Source organism: Actinomadura sp. KC06 (assembly GCF_004348735.1).
Taxonomy (GTDB): Bacteria; Actinomycetota; Actinomycetes; order Streptosporangiales; family Streptosporangiaceae; genus Spirillospora.
In genome coordinates this window covers 78,761-104,218 of the sequence record NZ_SMKT01000003.1, presented here as the reverse complement: position 1 = coordinate 104,218, position 25,458 = coordinate 78,761, and the positions used below count along the sequence as shown (strand labels likewise).

The 25,458-nt window shown below is 67.3% G+C and carries 13 protein-coding genes; 6 read left to right on the top strand and 7 right to left on the bottom strand.

Annotated elements, in window-relative coordinates:
- Window positions 1-485 precede the first annotated feature (485 nt).
- Window positions 486-1,865, top strand: a complete 1,380-nt coding sequence (locus tag E1287_RS02095; protein ID WP_131962980.1) for an acyltransferase — start codon at window positions 486-488, stop codon at window positions 1,863-1,865.
- Window positions 1,866-2,718: 853 nt separating this feature from the next.
- On the opposite strand, the gene E1287_RS02090 is transcribed toward E1287_RS02095, so the two are convergent.
- From E1287_RS02090 to E1287_RS02080, 3 genes are all read right to left on the bottom strand, one after another.
- Complete coding sequence (locus E1287_RS02090) at window positions 2,719-6,711, bottom strand: endonuclease/exonuclease/phosphatase family protein (RefSeq protein ID WP_165968853.1); 3,993 nt, start codon at window positions 6,709-6,711, stop codon at window positions 2,719-2,721.
- A 2-nt stretch (window positions 6,712-6,713) separates the two neighbouring features.
- Window positions 6,714-9,659 (bottom strand): hypothetical protein, encoded by a 2,946-nt coding sequence (locus tag E1287_RS02085; protein WP_131962976.1) that lies wholly within the window; start codon window positions 9,657-9,659, stop codon window positions 6,714-6,716.
- A gap of 1,335 nt (window positions 9,660-10,994) precedes the next feature.
- Entirely contained in the window at window positions 10,995-11,291 is a 297-nt protein-coding gene (locus E1287_RS02080; protein ID WP_207933969.1) for a hypothetical protein, read from the bottom strand.
- Between the two features lie 1,213 nt (window positions 11,292-12,504).
- Here E1287_RS02080 and E1287_RS02075 point away from each other — a divergent pair.
- On the top strand, window positions 12,505-13,413 hold the full coding sequence (locus E1287_RS02075; RefSeq protein ID WP_131962972.1) for a hypothetical protein: 909 nt from the start codon (window positions 12,505-12,507) through the stop codon (window positions 13,411-13,413).
- Between the two features lie 353 nt (window positions 13,414-13,766).
- Here E1287_RS02075 and E1287_RS02070 read toward each other — a convergent pair whose 3' ends face one another.
- Both E1287_RS02070 and E1287_RS02065 read right to left on the bottom strand, forming a co-directional pair.
- Window positions 13,767-14,204, bottom strand: coding sequence for a hypothetical protein (locus tag E1287_RS02070; protein ID WP_131962970.1), 438 nt, complete (start codon window positions 14,202-14,204; stop codon window positions 13,767-13,769).
- Window positions 14,201-14,482, bottom strand: coding sequence for a hypothetical protein (locus E1287_RS02065; protein WP_131962968.1), 282 nt, complete (start codon window positions 14,480-14,482; stop codon window positions 14,201-14,203). The genes E1287_RS02070 and E1287_RS02065 overlap by 4 nt, the downstream gene beginning before the upstream one ends.
- Window positions 14,483-14,913: 431 nt before the next feature.
- Here E1287_RS02065 and E1287_RS02060 point away from each other — a divergent pair, with 431 nt between their 5' ends.
- Window positions 14,914-15,654 carry a class I SAM-dependent methyltransferase gene (locus E1287_RS02060; RefSeq protein ID WP_207933968.1) on the top strand — a complete coding sequence of 247 codons (741 nt, stop codon included), beginning with the start codon at window positions 14,914-14,916 and terminating at the stop codon, window positions 15,652-15,654.
- Between the two features lie 343 nt (window positions 15,655-15,997).
- Here the strand turns inward: E1287_RS02060 and E1287_RS02050 are convergent, their stop codons facing one another.
- On the bottom strand, window positions 15,998-16,378 hold the full coding sequence (locus tag E1287_RS02050; RefSeq protein ID WP_131962966.1) for a phosphotransferase: 381 nt from the start codon (window positions 16,376-16,378) through the stop codon (window positions 15,998-16,000).
- A gap of 304 nt (window positions 16,379-16,682) precedes the next feature.
- Here E1287_RS02050 and E1287_RS02045 point away from each other — a divergent pair, with 304 nt between their 5' ends.
- Window positions 16,683-17,027 carry a hypothetical protein gene (locus tag E1287_RS02045; RefSeq protein WP_131962964.1) on the top strand — a complete coding sequence of 115 codons (345 nt, stop codon included), beginning with the start codon at window positions 16,683-16,685 and terminating at the stop codon, window positions 17,025-17,027.
- On the opposite strand, the gene cutA is transcribed toward E1287_RS02045, so the two are convergent.
- Window positions 17,005-18,384, bottom strand: a complete 1,380-nt coding sequence (cutA, locus tag E1287_RS44565) for a divalent cation tolerance protein CutA (RefSeq protein ID WP_207933967.1) — start codon at window positions 18,382-18,384, stop codon at window positions 17,005-17,007. The genes E1287_RS02045 and cutA overlap by 23 nt on opposite strands.
- Before the next feature lie 491 nt (window positions 18,385-18,875).
- On the opposite strand from cutA, the gene E1287_RS02030 reads away from it, so the two are divergent.
- Both E1287_RS02030 and E1287_RS02025 read left to right on the top strand, forming a co-directional pair.
- Window positions 18,876-20,822: a S8 family serine peptidase gene (locus E1287_RS02030; RefSeq protein ID WP_165968851.1), complete on the top strand. Its 1,947-nt coding sequence runs from the start codon at window positions 18,876-18,878 to the stop codon at window positions 20,820-20,822.
- Complete coding sequence (locus E1287_RS02025) at window positions 20,819-25,435, top strand: kelch repeat-containing protein (protein ID WP_131962960.1); 4,617 nt, start codon at window positions 20,819-20,821, stop codon at window positions 25,433-25,435. The genes E1287_RS02030 and E1287_RS02025 overlap by 4 nt, the downstream gene beginning before the upstream one ends.
- Window positions 25,436-25,458 lie beyond the last annotated feature (23 nt).

The window sequence follows — 25,458 nt, the reverse complement described above, 5'->3', positions numbered from 1 at the left end:
GGACACCACGACGCAAGCCGCACCGCCACGGCCGCGGGGACCGATGGCGCCCGGGGAGTTCAAGGCCCTGCACGACACCTCCGGCGGCATCGGGTTGCCGGAGCGCGCGCTGGTCAGAGGCCCCGGTGAACGACGTGGTCATCGGCCCGCACGGGCTGCTGCTGATCGCCAGCGATGCCGGCGTCTATGCCGGCCCCGTCCGGCCGGTTCTGGCTCCGGCTCGGCGACCTCCCGCTCGCCGCGGTCACCGACGTCGAATTTCCAGCCGGCCTCCGGCCGCCTCATCGCCGCCACCTTCGGCCGTCCCAGGCGCCGGACGGTCTGTGCGCGGCTCCCCTGATAAGCGCGGGCGCCGGCAGATCTCGCGCTACCCCTTTAAGCGCCTTTCTCGATGACCCGGGTTTAGGGCGGTCGTGGGATTGACGCCCTCACCATGGGCAGGTTTCGCGATGTCGGGGGAAGAGGGAGAGGGTGACGTCGTCACCATGTCCTACAGCACCGAGGGCGCCTGGCCGGGGTCCCGCAGGTTGCGCCGGTTGGCCGAGGAGACACCGCCGCAGCGAGATCGTTGGGTCGATCTGCTCCGCGCGCTCGCGATCGTGCTGGTGGTGATCGGGCATTGGCTCGCCACGGTGGTCACCTATGACCAGGACGGCTTCGGCGGCCGTCACGTGCTGGAGGTCCTGCCGTGGGCGCAGGCGCTGTCCTGGCTGTTTCAGGTGATGCCGGTGTTCTTTCTTGTCGGCGGCTTCGCCAATGCCGCCTCCCTCAGGTCGTCGATGAGCCAGGGCGTCCGCTGGCAGGAGTGGCTGTTTGGCCGCGCCGACCGGCTGCTTCGCCCGACGACGGCGTTCCTGGTCATGGTCGGGGCATCGGCGATGGTAGCCCGAGCCCTGGGGGCCGGGCCAGAGTTGATCGGGAGGGCGGTCTGGCTGGCGACGATTCCGCTGTGGTTCCTCGCCGCTTACCTCCCCGTGACGGTGCTCACCCCCGCGATGCACGCGCTGCACCGGCGATGGGGCCTTGCGGTTCCTGTCGTCCTGGCCATCCTGGTCGGTGTCGGCGACGTCGCTCGCCTAGGTGTGCAGCTGCCTTACGGCAGCGCGGCCAACTTTCTGCTGATGTGGCTGGCCGTTCATCAAGTCGGGTTCGCCTGGCAGGACGGGCGGCTGCCGACGCGGTGGACGGCGGCTCTGCCGCTGGCCGCGGGAGGAGCGGGCTGCCTGGTGCTGCTCACGGCGGCGGGTCCGTACCCGGTCAGCATGGTCGCCGTTCCCGGAGCACAGGTGAAGAACACCTCTCCGCCGACGATCGCGTTGCTGTCCCTGGCGGCCGCCCAGACGGGCCTGGTGCTGCTGCTGCGCAAGTGGGGCAACCGGTGGCTGCAGCGGACCCGCCCGTGGACGGCCGTGGTCGCGGTCAACGCCGTGATCTTGACCATGTTCCTGTGGCACATGACGGCGGTGGTGGTGGTCGCCATCGCGCTGTACCCGACGCGGATCTTCCCCCAGCCACAGGTCGGGACCGCCCAGTGGCTGTTGCTGCGGCTTCCCTGGCTGGCAATTCTGGCGGCTGTGCTGGCCTTCCTGGTGATGCTGTTCGGTTGGATGGAGTGGCGTGCCAGCCCCCGATCCGGTCGCGTCCGGGCCGAGAAGGACAGGAGCCGCAGGCCGGCTGCCCGGCAGAGAGCGGACACCGCGTTGACCATCGCCGGGTTGGCCGGGGCACAGGCGGGACTTGTTGGTGTCACACTGGCGGGCCCGGAGTTTCACGCTCCCGCCGGTCTCCCCGCAGGGGCCCTGCTGGCCTACCTTGCCGGCGTCGTCGCCATGCGCCTGATCCAGTGGCGAGCGGACCGCACCTGATCGATCGGCCCCCATGCCGACCTGTGCGGCACCGGCCGGCTTGCCGCAGAAATCCCATACTCCGGGGTCAGACGAGTCGAGCGGCGGTGTCCTCGTAGTCATCCAAGGTCAGTAGCGTCATCGCTTGAGCCACCTCCGTTAGAGACGCTTTGAGTTAATTGCTCGTTCCCCGTCCGCGGTATAGGCCTTGCGGGGAGGATTGTTTTCTGGCATGGGCCGATAGTGCAACGTAGCCAGAGTCTGGCAGAGTGCACGGTGACGGCCGGGTTTGGTGCGGGCTCTAGAACCTTTCGGTACGACGCGCATGGCGCGCTCTTGCATCGTCTAAAAGGGTTTCTGGGCCGGGCCATCTGGGTCAATGGCGGGACCGTTCGGGCCCTGCTCCTGCAGAGGAGAATATGTGCGTGGGTGCACGTGACATGGGCGGTGACAATGCGTTCGATAACGTCTGCTAGCACCGTGCCGCTCTCGCGCCAACTGGAGGAACTTCGACCAGTTCACACTGCCTAGAGCTAGACATTCGCGCTGCGCCAAGCAGAGTTCACGATGCCCCTATCGCCGGAATCGATGCATCTTCAATCGTGATGGGTGTTGCCCGCAGAAGGTGCAATGGGCGGCTGCCGATGCGGCATCCGATCAACCCACAGAGAGGCCAATCATGGGGAAGTTTCTGATCATTCCTGCCACCACCGTCGCCCTGACGCTGAGCCTGAGCGCCTGCAATTCACAGCACCGACTCCTATTCTCGAGCGGCTTAGGCTCCCCCCAGGCTCGAGGAGCACGCTGTTCGACGTGCAGGCCAGGCCGTCTACGCGACATTTTCCTGTCATGCTCGTGCGCGCGATATCCCCTATCACTGAACGGTGATCGCCAGGTCTAGGACATACTCGCCCTCACCGGTGAGCAGCGGGAGTGACATAGCGGTTGAGCCCTTGCCCTGCAACGCGAGGAGCACGTCCCGCTCGAGCTCGAGCCGCGTCGCTCCAAGCGAATCGTCGACGAACGTGTCGATCTCCTTGCCGCCGCCGACCACCGCCAGGTCCTCACCGGGATCCCCGAACACAATCGGCTCCGTCTCGAACCCTCGGGCAGTCCCTGCCGCGACTTCCTTGTACCGCGGCAGTACGACGCTTCCGTGTGCGCCCGTGCTAGCGCGCGCGCTCACTCGGAATTGGACCTCGTCATCGCCGATGCCGCCGGTTGGCGTCAGGCATCGGAATCCGGTCGCCCTTACCGAAACCTGATTGATCGGCTGCTGGGCTGGCAGCAGTTGCGTGGTCGTGTCGATTGTGGCCTCGATACCGTAGTGGTCGGACATGTCGCGGCCGGACCGCCACTGTTCGAGCACCACCCGTGCCGACGCTACGTTCTGCGTATACAGTGCGCCGGCGAAGGAGAAGAGATAGTCCAGCCGCTGTGATGTCACGCTGAATCGCGCCGGATCGTCCGGTTGCCGCGCGGGGTGGTTCTTGTGAAACGAGGAGATCACGCCTTCGTCGCTCTCGCTCGTTGCGGTCAGCCGCCGGAAGCCTGAGTCCGTCGGCATTGATGGCTCGGTGTCATGCGGATATCCCAGCGCGCTTACGAGATAGTCATACAGTTCGGGATCGCTGAACCTGTCGACGTTGAAGTCGCCGAGCGCAATCGCTGGTGCCGTTAGGTCGCGGCAGCCGGCTATGAACGCGGCCAGCTGCTGAATCTGCGCCCTGACGGCCTTTCGGGCCTTGGCCCTCGAACCGCCCACCGTGGGGGCTGGCGCCTGTGCGTGGGTAAGGAACACATCGACCGCGCACGGGTGGCCCACTGACTGAACGCGCGCGTGCAGGACCCCTTTGTTGGTCGCACAGTCGTCGCCGGAACAGGCGCGGTAGACGGTCTGGTGGGACGCCACGATGGGATGCCGGCTCAGAAGGAGTAGGCCACCACCGCTCAGCACGTCCTCGTCGAGAATCGGCAGATCGGCTTCGTGAGGCCCTTCCGTCATGTACGGATAGAGGTCGCGCAACTGCTTTTGCAGGCGTTCGCGTTCTTCAGCGACCCACATTTCCGAGAGCCCGACGACATCGGGCTGGCGAGTGCGCAGCACGGAGAGCAGATGCTCGAGCACGCCGTCGCGGTCGATACCTTTGTAGAGAAGGGACGGTAGCAGCGCCATGTTCTGCCCGTAGAACAGCAATGGTGTGTCGTGTTCCAGCGCTGTCCTCGCCTTGCCCACCTTCCTGGTGCCTGCGGTGACGTCGTGTACGACGGATTCGCCGTCGTGCTGGATCGCATACCGCTGCTGCCGCCATGTGATGCGGCCGAACGGACTGCGCAGCCGCGGAAACTCGGTGTCGTTGAAAGCGAGCCCGGCGTACCGCACCTGGTTGTCGTCGTAGTGCAGCTCAAGACGGTCTGCATTCGGGATGTCGTAGTGGCAGGCAAGGTCGCCGAACCGGTTGTGTAGTCCCGAGATGTAGACGCGAGCTCGGCTCACGGCCGTGACGAATCCGTCAAACGTGCCGAACTCCTCAGCGTTGCCGATCTGCATCACGAAGATGTTGCGCGGGCCTTCGGCTCGGATCTCCTTGTCCTTCCACGGGCCGAAATCCGCCCAGTTCGCTTCGCGCGGGCACAGCAGCCCGACGTACCCGTCGCCGGCCTGCCCGAAGAACCACCGCGCCGCCTCATGGTTGCAGTTGGCCGGTGCCGGTCCTCGTACCTCGTCGAACTGGTTCTTCGGAAACCACGCATGGGTCCGTTCACCGAAAAGCAGCTTCTGTATTTTCTTGGCCTGGTACGCGATGATGGCCGCGCCGCGCCGCTGCGCCACCCTGGGCTGTACGGCATTGCCGGTCCACCAATTCGGTCCGTCGTGGTCCGCAGCGAAGATCGGCTCGTCGACGTTGATGACTGGCAGCGCGGGTAGGTCCACGTGGAATTTCAGGCGCGAACCGGCAGAGGGATACGTCGTCCAGACCATCGCGCCGTTGCCGAGCGCGGCAACGCATGGCCAATTCTGGAGGTTCAGCTGTCCGGGGCGGTAGTTCTGCACGCTGGACAGCAGTGCACCGTCGATCCGATGCTGATACACATTTGCTCGCGACAGCACTGATCCCTCGCTGATGACGGAGGCCAGGTCCGCCATGTCGGCCTCGACGATGTCCTCGGAAAACAGGCCGTACAGGCCACCGATCACTCCGCCCGCAAAGCCACCGGCCGGACCCCCGAAGGCCCATCCAATCATCGCGCCTGCGCCACTGGCGCCGAGCTGCTGTGTGGCCGCGCTCGGCGTCAGGTCACTGAACTTCTCAAAGATAGCGTCGAACGGCGGCGTCTTCAGCAGACCCGCTTCGGTCGCGGCCTTCCGGGAACCGACGATCGTCTGCTTCGTCGCGAACGCCGCCCGGCTCCACCAGAACTCCATGTCGTCCGACGTCTCGAAGCCAACGCCGTAGTCTTTGGCCTCGTGGAAGTCGATGGACACCCGGGCATGGTTGGTGAAGCGGCTTGGCGGTACCGACGCGATGCGCAGCAGTACGTCGGGCGGTCGATACACCGGCGACGTGGCGAGGAACACCGCCGGGCCGCTGCTACCCGTGAAATGGCCCTTGGCTCCAAACAGAACCTCGGCCGAGTCACGGACACTCTGCCTCCACACGCAACTCTTCTGCTCGAAGTACGCGCGACCTGCGGACCCGGCGAAAGCGCCGCCGCATGAGCTGACCGCTATGTCGTATGCGAGCAGGTCGAGCACCATCGCGGCTCGTGTCCGGATCTCCTCCTCCCCCGCGAAATCGGCGAGATTCACCAGCGGCAACAGGTCTTCCGCGTAGTAGCCGGGCGCGTTCCACTCGGCGAAGCCGAGCTCCAGCCGCTCGTTAAGCCATCGCAGGACCCGCGTGCGTGCGTGTGCCACATGCTGCTGACCAGTCATGTCGCCGTGCCGCGGCGCGGGATTCGTACGGTGCTGGCGGGCCGAGACGAACATGTCGTCCGGCCAGTACTGCCCTGCGAGATATTCCGCGGCGGCGAAAAGCAGCCGGTGGTTCTCCGACCAGTACGTCATGTCCCGACCGGGGCTCATCGCCTCGTGTGGATTGACGGCTCGAGCCTCCACATTGGCCTGACCACGGACCGCCAGCGCGTGACCAGTGAACTCGTCGCAGCGGAATGGATCGTCCCACCAGTATTTGAAACTGGTGTACTGCGACCGAAGCACCGCCTCCGCTTCCGAGGGAAAGTTCGGATCCCGGCCCATGTGTTCCGCATCCCGCCACAGCCTCGCGACATCGGTGAGGTGTGCCGGAGTCTCGCCGAGGAGGTAGAGGTGCCGGATGAGTTCGTTGGCGCCGAAATCCGCTGTTTCAAGCAGGTACTGCATATGTACGGAGGTGACCTGTTTGGTCCAGTAGTCGACCGGGCTGACGCCGACGCGCTGCCAGCCGAACAGCTCATCTGCACGGTCCGGGCAGGCGCGCACGAGAAGAGCCCGCGCCAGCGCGGTGTGGCGGTCGTCCTTTGTCATCAGCTCGGCGCGTAGCAGCCGATCCCGTTCGGGCGGCGACAGCCGACTGCGCCGTTCGATGGTCACGATCAGGCCTTCGTCCAGATGCTCAATGCCGAGCTCGGCCGCGGCGTCGCAGGCGGTCAGGTACCCGGCCTGCATGCCGCTGACCTTCTCCGGCGGATCACCGTCCGGCTTGTCGACGGGGTTCTCCGCCAGTTCCTTGGCGTCCCACCGGTCCAGCGCCTCGCCGTTGACGTACGCCCGCTTGACGATGCATTCCAGATAGCGCAGACGACGTCGGTCGTACGCCATCTGGTCCCCGGTCAGGCCGAAGGGCCTGCGGTCGAAGGGATCCATGCCTAGAACGCCGGATCCGAGCTCTCGTTCCGGACGCCGTTCGCCAGCCGCCATCGCGGCACCGAGCCGTCCTTGCGCGCCCAGATCAGGCCCGACGTGACAGGGTAGTGCCACGGTTCGCCGACGGGCGTCTCCGGCTCCTCCTGCTCCTGCAACTGGCTCGCCAGGCTCGCCCAGAGCGGGCCGCCGACGTTGAGCATCTCGTCAGTCGACGGCGTAACACCGGTGTTCATGAACTGCTCGAACGCGGGCTCGTACCCGCGCCTGATAGGAAGGACTACCCGGGCGGCACCGGAGGTGAGGAAGCCAGCGAAAGACGGGTCGGGATCATGGACCGCAAGCTTCTCCACCCAGTGCTGCTTGCGCCCCCAGAAGTAGGGGTAGAAGCCATACCCGACGTGGTTCCACTCGACGGCCTGTTCGAAGAACCGAATGTACGGCGAGAGTACGTCCGTTGCGCTCAGGCTCGGATGCGGGAACGCGAACGCGTCAGTCTCGATCGCGTTGAACCCCCCAAAGTCCTGATTCGTGAGAACCGATAGCGCGGAGCGCTTGACCTCCGTCTGTACGATTTGCCTCTTCTGCTCGGGCGTGAGGCTCTGCAACATGACACGGACTGCGGCTTCCCGATTCGCCAACCGTTCCTCGTATTCCTGGAAGCGGCGTCGGTTCGCCTCGAGGATCGCCGTGTGCGCCTTGGCCTGCCACGCTGCCAAGGCGTCCGGCGTACGCTCGCATACGATCTCGACGCCGACGGTGAACGTCCACGCTCCCGGGGCACTCCCGTCGAAGCAGGTCACATTCACGCCTACCGGAATGCTGTCCCGCTCATCGTACAGAGGGCCCGTCATGTAATCGCTCTTAACCGTGGAGGGCTGGCGCATGCCGACGGTGACCGAGATCCACGGCTTGTCGCCACTTAGGCTAGCGCGCACGCGATAGGTCTTCGCCCTGTACCCCTTGGGCAGCCTGGTGCTGCGCATCTCGGCGTGCAGCACAGTGTTGGCAATGCGGGATTCATGGTCTATGTCCTCTGCCCGCCCGAAAAACGTTTCGGTGACGACCATAAGTTTCGGGGGCGGTGGTTCGAATCCGGATACGCCGTGTCCGGCGACGAGGTAGGCCCAGTTGTGATCCTCTATCTGCTCGGGTTCACTCGTGAAGGGGGCTGGCCGCACGGGGACGGGGGCCCCGAGTCGGCCGAGGGCACGGCGGTAGAGAGCCGCTGGTTCCGGTACGACGATGTCGTACAACAGCCGTTGATCGTAACGGAATACGCGAGCTTCGTAGACTTTGTCGAGCCATTGGTAGACCCCGCGATCCACCTGGGCGCTCGTACTGTTGTCGAGCACGTGCTCCAGCGTTTCCTGGCGCTCACGCAACTGCCGCCGGGTGGCCACGCGCCTGGTCCGCGCGGACACCGTCGCCGAAACCTGGTCCGTCACCGACTGAGCGAAGGTTTTGGCAGCTGCATCACCGGCGAGTGGACCGTAGCCCGGCGCAACCGTCTGGATGGATGCGCGTCCGCTCTCGTTCTCCGCCGACGTCTGCGCCACGGCACGCAGATCACTCTGCTCCGACTCGTCGACGATCGTCCGCTCGTCGGCTTCCGTGTCACGGCGGGAGTGGGTGAGCTTGTCGTGGGCCAGCACGTTCTCTACATAGGCGACATCGCCGCGTCGGTAGTGGCTCAGATGCTGGCGCACCAACAGAAGGTCGCTGACGCCGAGCGGCTTGGCGGTGCCGTGCGTGGTCGGCAACTGTGCATCCGGGGCTTGGCTCGGCAGATCCTGCGGGTCTGGGTCGTCGACTGGCGGGAAGTGCCCAGGCGCAAAGACTGGAGCGGCCCCAACGGGCTCGAAGGGGTTGAACTTCCTCATGGCAAGGTGGTGCTCGCGCAGCTTCTGTTCGGTGATCTCAAGTTCCTTGAAGATCCTCTCGTGGATGTGCATCAGTGGCATCTGTAGTGGATCGAGATCAAGGTCCCGCAGCGTCTGCCGTGCTGAATCGGCGAGCAGGTCGACTGCCTCTCCCGAGAAAACGATATTGCGGCCGGCGCCCGCCCGCGTCATCCGCGAGGTGGCCAATGCAGCCGGAGACACGGGGAGGCGGGGAACGTCGTTGGAGGTTTCAGCGGTGACCGCATACAGATTGCTAAGCGCCTCGCGTACACCGTCGTTTCTCACGACCAGCTCGTCGGCGTCGTGGAAAGCCAGCTCGGACAGAGTAAATCGCAACGTGCCGTGCCACTCGGTCAGATCGTTGATCTCTTGTACCAAAACTTTCAATTGTTCTTCTGGTGTCGGCGATGCTGGTGCGTCGTTGGAATCTCGCAGCCCGACGAGTTCCGCGGGGATCGTGATCGGGACGGCGAGCATGCGTGAAATCCCTTCGACCGTAAGGGATCCATGTTGCGCCGCGTCACCGAGTGCGTACATCCTGACCAGAGATTCGAGGCAATCAGGCACGCCCCGGTCGGGCAGAAGGTATGCCGCAAGCAGGCTGTCGCGGGCCCGGTCACGGTCAGCAGCCCACCGCTCGCCAGCGAGTTCGACTAGCTGTCGGATGCGTACGACGTCGCTTTCTGCGGCCTCGCGACGAAGGCGGTCGCACTCGGTGATCATCCGCTCGCCAGCCGCCACGTCGCCCGGGTCACGGACGAAGTCATCGCCCACGACGTACGACGATGCCGCCGCCGCTGTGTCCGTGCGCGGCTGGTCGCCCGCTGCAGCACGTCTCAGATCATTCTGGAAGGCGGTGTCGGCATCGAGCGGCACCGCATCGGCTTTGCTTGACGGCGCATTCAACGACATGAAGGTGAACAGCGGTTCCATGGCCCGCTCGTCCCCGCCGGTCTGAGAGGCTAACACCATACCCACGAAGGTTTTCTTTGAATCACGCTGCTCGGCAGCGGTACCGCGGGATCTTGCGTCGTCGGTTGTGATCATGGCCAAGGGGGTGCCGCCGGAAGCAGGAGCCTTTTCGTCTGGTCGGGCCCTGCTTCCAAACGGCGGTGTTGTGCGGTTGTACCGGGCTCTGTGGTTTCGAGGCGGTGCCGCATGTGGATCCGCCCGGTTCTGCCAGAGCCAGGTGCGAATCGTCCTCGGCTCGACCACTCACAGTGCGGCACCGGCGCAGCACGAACACAGATGGCGGGCCGTGCCGCGAAGCGTCGCAAGCGGCTGGTTCTACGCAGCCGATGGTGGGGCTTGGCGTGGCGTCTGATCATCGGTGCCGCTGCGGTGTGCGCCCTGGGGCCGGTGGGGGCTCGTCGCATGGCGGGTGGGGCGCTGCCCGCGTGAAGATGTGGGGCTGCGTGACGGCCGCGATTCTGCGTGCGTCCTCATGCGCGGACCGCCACTGTGCCCAGACACGTTTCTTCATCTCGGTGGCCTTGCCGATCGTGTCGCCCTCGGCGAGGGTGTCGCCGTTCCAGATCAGCACGTGTGGCCCTTCTCTGGACCGGTGCGCAAGTTCGACCCACTGATGGTGTTCTCGACGTCGCTTTCCAGCGAGGTGCCGTTAGCACGGGCCGAGGATCCGGCGGATACCCCTGCCCTGCACTGACGTCCGGCCGCGCTAGAGGGTGTTGGCCAGCGCCAACCGCCGCAGGTCGAGGGCACCTTCGGGCACTAGCTGAGCTCCGCGTGGTGACCGATGCGGACAGAGGCGGTGAACAGGTCCTTGAACATCCGGACCGGGGGCAGGCTTCGCGCGCGCCGATGCGGCGGGCGCGGACCTCGAGACGGCCCGGGTGGTCGCCGTCGACGACGATGCCGTACCTGATCTGGTGAGTCGTTCCGGTATCAAGGTCGGTAAGTTCGACGGTGTCCACTTTCTCGTCCACGTCCCGATTGAGGACGCGTTGCTCCACACGGACGGCCTCGAACACCGGCCGCACCAAGGTCGGCGCCGGACCACAGAGCGAGGCTGCCCCTGCCGGTCAGGCCAAGCAGATTCGGTGCCGCGGTCTGCCACCACTGCGGGTGGCTGTGACCGCCTTCCAACCGACCACCGCGCCGTCGCCTGTCACCAGCCGGTCCTCGTCGACCGCTCGACGGATTCGATGAAACGGCGGAGCTCGTCGAGTGCCGCAGCACTCTCCGCCGGCGACACGTAGAACGCGCCGTTCTACTCCGGGAGGTTCGCTAGCAGGATCGGGTACTGTTCGGCGCCGTCGGCGTCCTCGAGGGCGTCTCTGAACTAACGAACCGACGCCCAGCCGAGGCTCAGCTTGACGGCTTCCATCCACGGTTGCTCGCCCGCGGAGCGCCGCCAGCCCATCAAAGTGCCAGAGCCGCAAAGGTCGACTGCGCGGATCTCGTCGTGCTCGTCGATGCGCACCGCGCCGGCGGCGGTGCTGCCTTGCCGTCCTTGTAACACCCATAGGTCGCGGCGTGCTCACGCACCAGTTCGGGAGTTCCGGGCCATTCGGTCTGCCCGAGGTCGGCGTGGACGACAACGAGACGGTTCAGAATCCCGGTGGAAGCGGCCAGTTTGGCCGTCACATCCAGACACGCCGGCGATTCACTATCCGACACGACTGTCGTGAACTCTTTGAACTCCCCACCCACCGTCACTACCAGCAACAAACCCCTGACCAACACTGAGGTCTGTTCACGCGTTCCCTGCTACGTAACCAAGAACAGATAAGGCCCGCCTGGTCTTGAGCGACAGAGGCGGGCCTTCTAGGGCGGATCGTCGAGGTAGCCGTACGCGGGAGTGTGAAGATCGGCAGGCAGGCTGATCTCCGTAGGTTTGTTCGGTGGGCGGGGAGGGGTGTGGCTCTCAGCGGGTGCTGCTGAGCTGGATCGTGTTCCCACGGATCCTGCGGTGACGTCGGTGTCGCCGTCCTGCTCCGCTACCTCCAGACCGTACCGCATTGCCTCCAGCGCCTCCTTACCGTCCAGGTGATGCAGCACCAATCCCTTGGAAACCCACCCCTCGGGGTCCAGGCGGCGCGGCTGGGAGGGCACCGGCGCCGGGCGTCCCTGCACCTCGCGGTACACCCCATCCGGCGGCTTCCGCACCGCCGAGAGATCCGCCTGGCCTCGCGGCCAGCAGGCCAGCTAGATCACTGCCCTCGGCGTGGTCGGCGACCACACACACGGAAACCCTTCGATCATTCGATACGACCGGACCTCCCAACCCATAGCTCACTCAATTAGTGCAACCTCGTGTCGCGCACGGCAGGCGCAGGTAGGCACACGGCACGTCGTATACAGGTCTGGCGTAGTTGGCGGGTCGGGCGTCGTCGGCCAGACCGGCCGGGGCGTGCACCCCGCCCAACTGCCCAGCGGGGGAGCCCTCGTCCGACTGACCAACCGCGGCAGTGAATCGGTCGCTGTGCAGTTTGGTGTCCTCGCGCAGCGCGGCGTTCTCCCAGGTGCGCTGCTTACGGTAGGCCACGACTAGGCTCGGGGCGCATTGCCCGAGATCTACACGGGGGCGACAACGGAGATTGCCCTTGACAGAGCATTAAAAAGTTCCCGTGACCACATGGACGGTTTGTTGGCATGTCCGAGTATATCCTGTTACGTAGGAGGTGGCAGGATCTCTGAGCTGCTCAATTCACGGCCGCGACCCAGCGGGGCGAAGAGGCCGACAACAATCTTATATTGACGAAAACATACCCTTCATCTCGTCTGGACGAAATAGGCGAGGTCATTGACTCCATCACTTCGCGTGTAGGGACAACGAACGATTGGTGCCGTGTTCGCCAACATTGGAGGCCGAATGAATCATCCGACCTGACGCTGGAACCGAAGGAAAGAAGAAAAAGGAGGAACAGTCATGCCTCGTGTGAGTGGTAATCCCGCGCTACTGCAGAGTCGATTCGGCACCAAGGGGAACTTTGAATTGGTCGTGCCAGCCGCCGACCGCGGCTTGATCTTCCTGTGGCGTAACAATGATGCAAGGAATCTGCCTTGGAGTCCGATTTTCTGGTTCGCGCAGAATATGGGGCGAGTGGACGCCATCACCATGATTCAGTCCAACTACGACAGGCCAGGAAACCTCGAACTCATTGCCCGGACAGGCGACCGGCTCAACTTCTTCTGGCGCGACTCCGGCCCGGCGTTCCGGTGGAACGGCCCCTTCCCTCTGGCCTCCGCCGCCGCAGGCAACCCGGTCCTGCTGCAAAGCCGATTCGGCCGAAAAGGAAACTTCGAACTTGTCTACCCGTCAACAAACGGCGGACTGACCTTCATGTGGCGCAACAACGACGTATCCAGTATGCCCTGGAGCGCGCCCTTCACATTCGCGCAGAATGTGGGGCGAGTGGACGCCATCACCATGATCCAGTCCAACTTCGGCAGCCCAGGAAACCTCGAGCTCATTGCCCGGACAGGCGACCGGCTCAACTTCTTCTGGCGCGACTCCGGCCCGGCGTTCCGGTGGAACGGCCCCTTCCCGATGGTGTTGGGAAGCGCGCATCTGCGCAATATCCCGACACCGGACGGAAGGTTCGTGCACGTCGAAGGAACCGACTTTTCGCAGAGTTCGACAGTCAAGATCGCCTACGACATCTTTGTTGGCGGCGGACCCACCACACATCAGACGGGGGACCGCCGGGACAACACAGACGGCAATGGAAACTTCAGCGACGACATCAAGATTAACTTGTCGCCCAGTGACAGAATCAAGGCACGGGTCCGCGTGGAGGACGAGCGAACACAAATGACGGCCGAAGCCGCCCTCTAAAGATAGAGTCCCGACCCGTTTCGTCAGCGGCGGATTCGGGCCAAGGCCACCAGACCACCCAGCCCGGCCAGTATATTTCCAACAAGGGAACGCCGCTGCGATTCGCATGATCTCGGCGACACGTTGCGTCACATTTCGTACTGGCTGACCACAGCGGCCCAACCGGCGGCCCTCATCGAGCGCCGGAGTCGTTCGGCCAGCTTGTCGGGGTCAAGGTCGTGTCGGCCACCATGGCGGCGGTCATCCCTGTCCGGGAGCGGATGCCTACCCTAGCCAGCCTCGGCCCCGGCCTACCGTGATCAGCCGTGCCAAGCAGGCGCGTCCTTGACGCCTAAAGACTTATCGCCACACCATCACTCTCTGTGGATCGAGCTCTGCGTAGAGAGCACCTGCGGCTGGCTCCTGCGACGGCTGGGTGTGTTGTGATCGATCATGTCCAGATCCAGCGCGAACTCGGTGAGGATCGTCACCCATTCACTGAGCACGTCGATGCGCCGGATCTCCAGGTATTCCTCGAAGCCGAGTTCGTCGACACGATGGTCGTGCCGGGCGCCCATCGTGATAGTCGCGTCCCGTACGCAGGTCAGGTAGCGCTCGCCGACACGGGGCCACATCTCCTCCAGAAGCCTCGGCAGGGCATCGTGGAAGAGGGCAGCGACGGGGAACTCGGCGGGCGGCGCGACACCGTCGACAGCGGTCAGGTAGGCGTCCCGTAGTTGGCGGGACCTGTCGAGGCTGGCACGCATCTCGGGCCTGCTGAAGTCCTCTTCCATGAGTGTGGTGACGTTCATCTGGCGTGCCAGGGAGAAGAACAACCGCTCCCGCGTGTGCGGATAGCACAAGCCGCCCAGGTCACGACGCTTTGCCGTGCGTAGGCGGCGCGTACGGCGTCCTCGCTGCCCCAATATCGCATCACATACGGCCGGTCGACGACTTCGAGCAAATGGTTTTCGACCGCCCCGGTGTCGGGGTGGCAATCCACCGGGAACATGGTGGCGACCTTCGGCAGGCGCACGGCGGTGCCAATCGCGGGCATGCTTGCCTCGGCGCGGGTCACGTGCGGTGTCATCTGAGCTCCAAGTATGGGGCGGAAGGTGGGCGTCGTCGAAAGCGCGGGCGCCACGTCCGGACGTGATCAGGATGCGGCCGTTACACGCCGCCGCCGCGGCCGTTTCCGGACGTGTGCTGTTTCTGCCTTCATTCGGATCATCCGATGGCGTGTGAGTGGTCTTTCGAGCACTCCTGCGGGATGCATGTGCTTTTCAGGTGTCTGCCCGCTGCGGAACCGGTGTAGGCACCTGGGCGTCCTCGCCTCGTTCGGGCGCGAACGCCGCGCCACAACTATCACTTCTATGTCCACACGACGGCCGGCCAATCGCGTCTATCGAAGATTCCCATGGGCTACAAGGACAGCGCCCCTGTACCAATCAATATGATCGACTCTCCCGGACCGACCCGTACCGAGACAAGATCGTCTACACCTACAGCGACCCCCCGGAGATGTGGCGCAGGGCTCTGGGCAATGACAACCTGCTGTTCCAATTCGGCCTGTTTGACGAGACGGAGCTGGCGGCGGGTCCCACCGCCGGCTCGGTCGGGCAGTCCGAGGTGCGGCACTTCGACCGCCAGCTCGACCTCGCCGGGCTCGCTCGCCCCGTCCGGCCCCGGATCGAGCGGATCCTGGATCTGGGCTGCGGCTGGGGCTTCCTCTCCTGTTGCCTCGCCGAGCGCTTCCCCGAAGCGCGGTACGTCGACGCGATCAACATCAGTCGGCGACAGCTGGAGTACTGTGCCGACGAACTCGCCGACAGTGGCCTGAAGGACCGGGTGCGGCTATATCTGTGCGATGGCCAGGATGTCGACCTGATGCCCGACCCTGATATTCCCTACGACCTGGTCGTAGTGCGCGGGGTATACACCCACTTCCTCAACGACGTTTTCGAAGCCTCCGTCGGTGCCGTGGCCGAACGACTGCGACTCGGCGGGTTGGTCATCATTTCCGACACCCTCTACAAGGGCGAACTGGATACTTATGAGTCCGCCATTCCTGATACGGTCGACCGCCTGGCTTCCCTTTCCTCGGGCTCGTCCATGACGTGGCCCTCCTGTTCCGGCCTAGGGGCGGCCGGTCTGCCCGCGCAGATGACTGCCACCTTGCGCGCAGCCAAAGTAGTAAAACCCGCCGAAGTAGCCGATTTTGCAATAGTAGATATGTCTCCCATAGGGGACATGAGGGAGTAGACTCGGCATCAACCCGCTAGATCGGCGCCAGAACCCCCGTCCACCTGCGTCCCGGCGCGCGGCTGCCTGGCGAGCGGGGGCTGGCCGACGATTACAGCGTTGCGATCGGGATGGCGTGGCGCGCGATCGAGGAGCTGCGGCCGTGGCCTGGTGATGACGCTCGCCTCCACGGGGAGCTTCGTCGTCGGGCCGGACTGACTCAGGGGCAGCGATACTCGGCCCATTGCCGGGTGAGGTCGGTGTGCAGGACGACCCAGTCGGTGCGGCTGCGTTCGGCGTGCTGGCGCCACCGTTCGGCGAACGCCTTCGAGAACAGGTCGATGTGCGCGGGGTCGGCTTGCGCTCAGGAGGGGAACTGCGTGGCCCAGTCGGCGGCCTCGGCCGGCGTGTGGCCGCTCTTGAGGAGCCATGGGATGAGCAGGCCGAGCTCGGCCCAGGCGGCGCCGCGGGCGGCGAAGGCCCAGTCGACCAGGACGGCGCGGCCATCGGGGGTGATCAGCAGGTTCTCGGCATTGACATCGGTGTGCAGCAGGGAGGTTCCCGCCATGGGCGAGACGTCTTCGGTCACGCTCGTCCAGCGTCGCTCGACGCGCATCTGCACCACGTCGGGGCAGGGCGTCGATTGGAGCGCCTGGACCGTCTTGACCAGGATCTCCAGGTCCGGCGACCCGGGCGTGTAGTCGGCGTGCCGCCCCTCGATGTGCTCGAACCCGAGGACGAGCAACCGCCCGGCTTCGGCCTGCCACAGAAGCCGGCGACCCTGGCCTCATCGGCAACGCACTCGCGCTGACCGCCTATCAGCGGGTGCTCACGGGCCGTGCCGGGACCGAGGAGGCGGACGCGGCCTGCCGTGTCGTCGACAGGCGGCCCCTGCGGCCGTCCGCGCGCTTCTGCATGAGCGCGCCGCGTGGGCGCACGCCATCGCCGGACCGGACCATCGGGGCGAGGTCGAGGAGGCGCTCGGGCGCGCGGCCGAGGCGCTCGACGAGGACCGACCGGAAGGCCCGGCGCCCGATTGGGCCCGCTGGGTGGACAAGGTCGAACTCCAGATCATGACCGGCCGGTGCTGGACGGTCCTGCAACGACCCGACCGTGCCATCCCGGCGCTGACACGGGCGCTCGACCGCTATGACGACGCGCACGCCCGCGACAAGTCGCTGTACCTGACCTGGCTGGCCGAGGCCCACATCGACGCCGACGAGATCCCGAGGGCCGCCCGGACGCTGGGCGACGCGATCGGTCTGGGCGGAGACGTGGCCTCGTCCCGCCCGCGCAAGCGAGTGTCGGAGGTAGTCGAGCGGCTGCGTCCGCACGCCTCCGTCCCGGCCGTGACCGAGGTGATCGACCAGGCTAAGACGATGTCTCCCGCTTGAGCCACTCCAGGTACGCCGCCGCGCCGCCGTCGATCCGCGTGTACGTCACCTCGGGGTTGTCCCATGGATGGTGCTCGATGAGGTGCGCCTCCAGCTCGGCGTAGCGGGCGCTCGTCGTGCGCAGGAAGACCTGCCACTCATCGCCGGTCCCCACCTTGCCGAGGTGCCAGAACGCCGACCCGGCCGGTCCCAGCACCTGGCCGGACGCTGCGAGTCTCGCGCCGACCGCGGAGCGGATGAGCGCCATGCCAGCGTCACGGTCGTCGGTGGTGGTGGAGACCTGCAGGTAGTCGGTCATGCGGCCGACCCTACCCACCTGCGTCGACGATGAGGACCTTGGATGACCGACGACCTCAAGCCCGGAAAGTTCCCCGAGATCACCCGGTTCGTCGGGGTCCAGGCACCTCGGCCTGAAGGCCAGCCGAGCGCGCACTTCCTCTTCCGGACCAACCAGCTCCCGCCGGTGGCCATTGCGTCCGCTGGCGCGAAGGTCACGCAGCTCGGGGATGTGGTTGTACAGCGTGCCCGGGGAGACGCCCAGCAGTTTGGCGATGGAGGTGATGGAGTGCTCGGGGTTGGGGAGCATGTCGTCGTTGACGACGGTGGGGCGCGGCCGCCGACGCAGCCTTGCGCGCGGGCGGCGGCCAGGTCCGATGAACTGGGCCGGGACGGCGAAGACGTGGAAGACCAGGCGGCCGGCAGGGGTGGTGGTGTCGAGGTTCTCGCGCAGGCTGGTGAAGCCGATCTGGCGGGCGCGCAGCTCGGCCACCATGGCGATGAGATCCTGCAAGGAGCGGCCGTAGCGAGCCAGTGACGGGACGACGAGGATGTCGCCAGCGTCCAGGAAGGCGCGGCACGCCGTCAGCTCGGGGCGCTGGGCGGTGCGGCCGGACCTCTTGTCGGCGAACCCCTTGCGGCATCCGGCGGCCTTGAGGACGTCGATCTGCGGTTGCAGGTTCTGCCCGGTGGTGGGCACGCGCGCGTAGCCGATGCGGGTCTCGGTGCGGCTGGCGGGAAACGCGGCGAGTGCACCGCGGGGACGGGCGCACCTACACAGCTGGCGAGGGGCGGGAGCCGGGAGGCCCTGCACAGGGTCTCGGCCTTCAGCGTGAAGCGTGACGAGGACGCCGAGGCGGACGCCCTTGTGCGCGGAGCCGGGTCGGGCTCGAGCCGGAGGTGTCGCACCCACGCCTCGAACGCGCGACGAATTTCGGAGGGACGGGTCTGACGGTGTGCCGATGAGGCCGCCCGTCCTCGTCGGCGAACCAGACCAGGAGAGCTGGCCGCCGAGTGGCTGGTGGATGAGCCACTCGAGGTCCGGAGCAGGTTGGCGGCGCGTTCGGGTTACTCCCGACATCCTTTTGGCGGGGGCGGCTGGGAGCCGTCTGGGAGAACATTGGGAGATGATCAAGCGATCGAAGGCGTATCGGACACGGGCGAAACCGTACCCAAAACGGGATGGCTCTGCGTGGGCTAAGAAGCCCCAGGTAGACAGACTGCCCAGCAGGCCAGATGGTGCATGCGACGCCAAGATCATCTTCGAGGGCAGCTGACCGGTACGAGCAGCAGGCACCGGTCGCGCCGCTCTGCGAACGCCGGGCCCAGCACATCGCATTCGCCGACGACACCCTGATCCACGGTCTGTACAGCTGGATGCGGCACCACATCTTCGGAGCCAGCAAAATTGCCCACCGAATGGTTTCTCGAAGCGCGGTTCGCGGCCTGCGGCGGTGGGACTACGGAGAGGCCGAGACTGGCCACGGACTGTTAGGCCATTGGATTTCTGTGACACCTTGCCATCGGGCCACGAGTTGAGGGGTCGTCATGGCGATCGAAGGCAGACCTGGTGTGACCGTTGCTCGCTCGGAGGTCGTCACTTCGACGTCGGCTCCGACGATGTGCCCGAACTGCGACGCTGAGGTGCTGCGCGCCCTCCTCGACTGGGAAGGGCGCGGCGCGGATCCGGACGATCGCATGGACGTGTTCGTCACCTTCGACGGGGATGTCAAGGAGCTGGCCGAAGCGGGCCTCGACCCGGGCCACGTCAACGGCGATCTCGTCACCGGGTCGGTCGCCCTCGCCGATGTCGCCGAGCTCGCCGCGACGGCCGGTGTGCGTTGGATCGCCGCGTCCGCGCGCACGCATCTGCACATCGATCGCAGCATGGGCGAAGTCAAGGCCACCGCGCTCCGCGCGAGCTCGCCGCCGTACGACGCGGGCGGCCTGCCCGGTTTCACCGGCAAGGGCGTCCTCGTCGGAATCATCGACAACCGGCTCACGGTCACCCACCCCACGTTCGTGGTGCCGAACACGGCGCCGCCGAAGTCGCGCATCATCGGTTACTGGGACCAGTTCTCCACCCCCAAGCCGGGACAGAAGCCGCCGAGCCAATTCGGATTCCCCGCCGGGTTCAACTACGGCGTCTGGTGGGACGAGGCCGCCGTCGCCAAAGTCGTCGCCCAGAACCTCATCGACGAGATCTGGACGAATGCCGAGTTCGACCACGGCACGCACGTCGCCGGCATCGCCGCCGGGAACGGGTCGGGAAGGGACGGCCCGTTCGCGCCGTTCACGTTCGTGGGCGTCGCGCCCGAGGCCGACATCGTCTTCGCCAACTCGGCCACGCTCGTCTCCAGCAGGGCCGTCACCGAGGCAGTCGCGCTGTTCCACCAGCTCGCGGCGCAGCGCGGCGCCGGGGGCGTCCCCTGCGTCATCAACATGAGCTTCGGCACCCACGAGGGGGCGCGCGACGGGACGTCCGCGCTCGAGCTGGCGATCGACAAGCTGATGCACGACGCGAGCGGCAACCCCGTCCCCGGGCGGGCGATCGTGGTCTCCGCCGGAAACGAGGGCGACACCCGCCGGCACAGCCGCAAGAACATCAACGCGTTCGGCAACGTGTCGTTCCGGCTCGACGTCGAGGAGATCGTCTTCCCCAACGGGAGCAGGCTGTCCGAGGACCGCGTCGACGACCAGCTCTACTTCTGGTACGACGGCGCGGCGCGAATCGAGTTACGCCTCACGCCGCCGCGGTCGACCCCGAGCGCGTGGACGCAGCCGGGCCAGCAGAGCGTGATCTCCATCGGCGGCACGCCGGTCGCGACCGTCGTGTCACCGCCGCAGCCCGACCCGAACAACGGCAAGCGCAAGATCGACGTGACGCTCAAGGGTCCCGTGCGCAAGGGGACGTGGAAGATCGAGCTGCACGAGATCGGCGGCGCGGCCGGGGTGGTCGACGTGTGGGTCGAGCGGGAGAACATCGACGTGTGGCCCCAGTTCGGGTTCGGCGACATCATCACCGACAACACCGTCGAATCGCCGTCCACGGCCCGCAGCGTCGTCGCGGTCGGCGCCTACGTGTCCGAGCCGGGCGCCAACTTCAGCGCCTACGGGTCGATCGCGGCGAGTTCGAGCCGCGGTCTGGACGGTGTGCACGGGGTGCCGCCCGACCGCGTCCGGCCCCATCTCGTCGCGCCCGGCCGGCGGATCATCTCCGCCGCGGTCTCGCAGGAGATGCACCCGCAGGACATCAGGGCCCGCTTCGGCGGCTGGCTGCTCAAGCGCCACGTCATCTTCTCCGGCACGAGCCAGGCCGCGCCGCACGTGACCGGGGTCATCGCCCTGATGTTCCAGAAGAACCCGAAGCTCACGTATGTCGACGTGCGGCGGATCCTCGCCGCGACGACGAAGAAGGACCAGATCCCGCCCGAGCTCGTCCTGCCCAACGCGGTGTGGGGTGCGGGCAAGCTCGACGCCGCCGCCGCGCTGGCGGCGACCCCCGCGAGCACGCCATGAGCGAAGCCGGAACGTTCGAACGGGTCGCCGCGCTGATCGGCGAGGCGCTGCGGCCGTTGGCCGATGCCCTCGCAGATCCGGGCGAGATGCTCGTCGAGTTCGGCGTCGCGATCGACCACGCCGCGCTCGCCGGGGTCGCGGGCGCCGCGGCGGACACCGCCCGCGCGGTCGCCGACCTCGGCGACTTCGTCACCGCGCTGAACGTGGCGATCGACACCGACGACGGCATCGGGATCACGGCCAACGGGGCCGCGGTCGCGCAGCGGATCGCCGCGGTCCTGACCGGGTTGGCGAACGTGCAGAACGGTGTGGACGCGGCGCTGAACTCGTCCTCGATCACCCCCGAGCAGCGCGCCCGTGCGCAGGCGCTGCTGGACGATCTGCCCGGCCTGATCCTCACGCGCATGGTCGTCGACCGGCTCCGCGTGCGGCTGCCCAAGGTCACGATGTTCCTGGCCGCGTCCGGGCTGCTCGAAGGGCGCGACGCCCCCGGCGATCCGGCCGACCCGATGTTCCCGCCGCACTTCTCCTGGACGATCCGCTGGGACCGCATCGGCCTGTTCCTCGGGAACCCGCTGTCGGTGCTCCGCGACGCCTACGGCCTCGGCACGCCCGGCTTCGACGGGAAAGTGCTGTTCGAACTGCTCGCCCGGCTGATGGACACCGGGGACGACCGCCTCTCCCGCTCCTACATCACCACCGGCGCGGGCGGGGTCGGCGCCGTCCTGATCGGGCCGGCGCTCATCGTCGGCGCGCGCGACGGCGGCATCGCCTTCCCGATGCGGCTCGGCATCGCCGGTGAGGCGACGCAGCAGTTCCCGCTCGGCGACCGCACCGCGCTCACCGTCGGCGTCGACGGGAACCTCACCGCGGGCTCCGAGCTGCGCATCTCACCCGCCCTGGACGTGACGATCGTGTCCCCGGAGGGCGCGCCCTCGGCCGCGTTCTCCGCCACGGCGGCGTTCACCGTCGGCAAGGCCGGTGAACCGATCATGCTGCTCGGCGACACCCGGATCGGCGGCCTGAGCATCGAGACGGCGAGCCTGGGGGTGTCGCTCAACGCCCGGGCGGACCTCGACGGGACCGCGACGGCGGAGCCGTCCGCCCAGATGGAGCTCACCGGGGGTCGCCTGGTCATCGACCTGTCGGGAGCCGACGGCTTCATCGGCAAGCTCGTCGGCGCGAAGTTCGAGACGGACTTCGACCTGCGGCTGCTGTGGACGCCGTCGTCCGGCCTCCAGCTGGAGGGCAGCGAGACGCTCGAACTCGCTCTGCCCCTGCACCTGAGGCTCGGCCCGCTGGAGATCACCACGCTGCATCTGAGTGTCGGCCTGCCCGCCGACGGCTCCCTCCCGATCGAGGTCTCCGCCGACTTCAAGGGCGCGCTCGGGCCGGTCAAGGCGTCGGTCGAGCGCGTCGGCATCGTCGCGACGCCGCGCTTCCCCGACGGGGGCGGCAACCTCGGCCCGGTCGACCTCACGGTCGGGTTCAGGCCGCCGAAGGGCGTCGGCCTGGCGATCGACGCCGGGATCGTGGCGGGCGGCGGGTACCTGTCCTTCGACCCGGAGCGGGGGGAGTACGCCGGGGCGCTGGAGCTGGAGTTCGCCGGGTTCATCGAGGTCAAGGCGATCGGGCTGATCACCACCCGGATGCCGGACGGACGGCCCGGGTTCTCGCTGCTGATCGTGCTGACCGCCGAGTTCGGCGGCGGCGGGATCCAGCTCGGGTTCGGTTTCACGCTGCTCGGCGTCGGCGGCATCCTCGGGCTGAACCGCAGGATGGACCTCGCGGCGCTCGCCGAAGGGGTCGTCACCGGGGCCGTCGAGTCGGTCATGTTCCCGCGCGACGTGATCGCGAACGCGCCGCGGATCGTCAGCGACCTGCGGAGGTTCTTCCCGCCGGAGGAGGGCCGCTTCCTCGTCGGGCCGATGGCGAAGATCGGCTGGGGCACGCCGACCCTGGTCAGCGTCTCGCTCGGGGTGATCGTCGAGATCCCGCCGGGCAACATCGCGATCCTCGGCGTGCTCAAGTGCGCCCTGCCCAGCCAGGACGTGGCGCTGCTCGTCCTCCAGGTCAACTTCATCGGCGCGTTCGAGGTCGACAAGTCGCGGCTGTGGTTCTACGCGCAGCTGTTCGACTCCCGTGTCCTGACCATCACCATCGACGGCGGGATGGGCCTCCTCATCGACCTGGGGGACAATCCCGACTTCGTCCTCTCGGTCGGCGGATTCCACCCGTCGTTCAAACCGCCGCCGCTGCCGTTCCCGATCCCGCCGCGGGTGTCGATGGACATCCTGAACGCCCCCGGACGGCTGATCCGGGTGTCCGGCTACTTCGCGGTCACCAGCAACACGGCCCAGTTCGGCGCGAAGGCGGAGATCCGGCTGGGCTTCGACGACTTCGGCCTGGAGGGGCACCTCGCGTTCGACGCGCTCTTCCGGTTCTCGCCGTTCGCGTTCGTCATCGAGATCTCCGCCGGCGTCTCGCTGAAGGCGTTCGGGGTCGGCCTGTTCGGCATCGACCTGCACTTCAAGCTGGAGGGCCCGTCGGCGTGGCGGGCGCACGGCCGCGGCTCGATCTCCCTGCTGTTCTTCGAGATCTCCGCGGACTTCGACATCTCCTGGGGCGAGGAGCGCGCCACCACGCTGCCGCCGGTCGCGGTGCTCGAACTGCTGGAGCGCGAGGTGCGCAAGCCCGAGGGCTGGCAGACCAGGCTCCCGGCGGGCGGCGCCAACCCGCTGGTCACGCTGCGCCGGCTGCCCGCGGGCGACGAACTGGTGCTGCATCCGCTCGGCACGCTGTTCATCCATCAGCGGGCCGTCCCGCTCGGCGTGCGGATCGACCGGGTCGGCGCGCAGCGGCCGAGCGACGGCAGGCGGTTCACCGTCACGCCGGTACGGGGCAGCGGCCTGGAGCGAGTGTCGGACACCGACGACCAGTTCGCCATGGCCCAGTTCCAGGACATGGACGACGCCGCGAAGCTGTCGCGTCCCGCGTACGAGAAGCAGGACGCCGGTATCGAGCTGACCGCCGAGAAGGGTGCGATCGCGTCGCCGCGGGTGGTACGGCGCAGCGCGCGGTACGAACTGCACATCATCGACAGCAGGCCTCCGGGGCCGACGACGTCCACGCGCACGGCCGTGCGCACGGCCACGCGCACAGCCGCGAACGGGCAGGCGGCACCTCGGCCGCCGAAGCTCTACAGCCCGCCTTCGGCGGTGTTCGAGCAGCTGCTGGACGGCAGCAGCACCGCCCGCTCGCCGATCTCGCAGCGGGAGGCGCGGCTGCGGCAGCCCTTCGCGGCGGACGAGACCGTTCGGGTGACCGGCGACCGCTTCGTCGTCGCGTACCGGCGCAACAACCGTCAGGCGTTCCCGCCCGCGGCGGCGGGCTCCACCACGTCGAGCTTCCGCAGCGCCGCGACCGCCGCCGACGCCATGGCCGACTGGATCCGCGCGGACGCGACCCTGGCCGGGGAGCTGCACGTCCTGCCGCAGGCCGAGGCCGGCGGAGGCGCGGCGGCCCAGCCGGGCACCTGGACGGTCGCGAACCCGCCGCCGGCCGCCGTCGCGGGCGCCGACGCGGTACGGCTGACCGGCGGCAAAGTGCTCATCGCGGGCGGCGCCGACGCCGCCGGGAAGGCCGTGGCCGGCGCCGCGGTGTACGACCCGATCGCCGCGACCTGGGCCGACGCGACCCCGCCGCTGGCGACGGCCCGGCACCGCCACACGACGACGAAGCTGGCCGACGGACGCGTCGTGGCCGCGGGCGGGCTCGGCGCCGGCAACGCCCCGCTGGCCTCGATCGAGGTGTTCGAGCCGGTCGCCGCCGTCTGGAGCACCCCGCAGGCGAAGCTGAACACCGCCAGAGCCGGGCACTCCGCCACGGCGGCAGGCGAGCGGCTGCTGGTCGCGGGCGGCACCGGAGCCCGGGGCGCCGCGCTGGCGTCGGCCGAGCTGCTCGATCCGGGCACGCTGACCTGGACCGAGGTCGCGCCGATGGGCTGCGCCCGCACCGGCCACCAAGCGGTGCCGATCGACGGCAAGGTACTCGTCATCGGCGGCGCGCTGCCGACCGGCGAGGGCGAGCGCGCGCTCGCGTTCTGCGAGATCTACGACCCGGAGACCAGGGCATGGACGCCGACCGGCAGCCTGCTCACCCCGCGGAAGGGCCACCAGGCGACGCTGCTGGGCGACGGCCGGGTACTGGTGACCGGCGGCGACGCGGTACCCGGCGTCCCGTACCGCCCGGACAGCCTGGCCTCGGCCGAGCTGTACGACCCGGACACCGGGACCTGGACCCGCGTCCCCGACATGCCGGGCGGCGGCCGCAGCGGCCACCGCAGCGTCTGGACGCCCGCCGGCGCGGTCGTGACCGGCGGCACCGGACGCCCACGGCCCACCACCGGCTACCGCGCCGCCGTCGTCTTCGACCCGAACTCCAGCACCTGGACGACCACCGCCCCCCTGGGCACCGGCCGATGGGACTTCCCGGCCGTCGACCTCGCGGACGGCCGCGTCCTCGTGACGGGCGGCCTTTCCCTGGCCGGAGGGGCCGCCCCCGGCCCCGATCCCGCCGAGCTGGCCGCCACCGCCGAGATCTACCTCCCCTGAAGATCCCCTGAAGAAGGGTGCAA

Excerpts from the sequence above, each read along its gene's own strand:
- E1287_RS02095 (WP_131962980.1), top strand. The coding sequence starts at position 486 with ATGTCCTACAGCACCGAGGGCGCCTGGCCGGGGTCCCGCAGGTTGCGC.
- E1287_RS02090 (WP_165968853.1), bottom strand. The coding sequence starts at position 6,711 with ATGGATCCCTTCGACCGCAGGCCCTTCGGCCTGACCGGGGACCAGATG.
- E1287_RS02085 (WP_131962976.1), bottom strand. The coding sequence starts at position 9,659 with ATGATCACAACCGACGACGCAAGATCCCGCGGTACCGCTGCCGAGCAG.
- E1287_RS02075 (WP_131962972.1), top strand. The coding sequence starts at position 12,505 with ATGCCTCGTGTGAGTGGTAATCCCGCGCTACTGCAGAGTCGATTCGGC.
- E1287_RS02070 (WP_131962970.1), bottom strand. The coding sequence starts at position 14,204 with ATGAACGTCACCACACTCATGGAAGAGGACTTCAGCAGGCCCGAGATG.
- E1287_RS02065 (WP_131962968.1), bottom strand. The coding sequence starts at position 14,482 with ATGACACCGCACGTGACCCGCGCCGAGGCAAGCATGCCCGCGATTGGC.
- E1287_RS02060 (WP_207933968.1), top strand. The coding sequence starts at position 14,914 with ATGTGGCGCAGGGCTCTGGGCAATGACAACCTGCTGTTCCAATTCGGC.
- cutA (WP_207933967.1), bottom strand. The coding sequence starts at position 18,384 with ATGTCGGGAGTAACCCGAACGCGCCGCCAACCTGCTCCGGACCTCGAG.
- E1287_RS02025 (WP_131962960.1), top strand. The coding sequence starts at position 20,819 with ATGAGCGAAGCCGGAACGTTCGAACGGGTCGCCGCGCTGATCGGCGAG.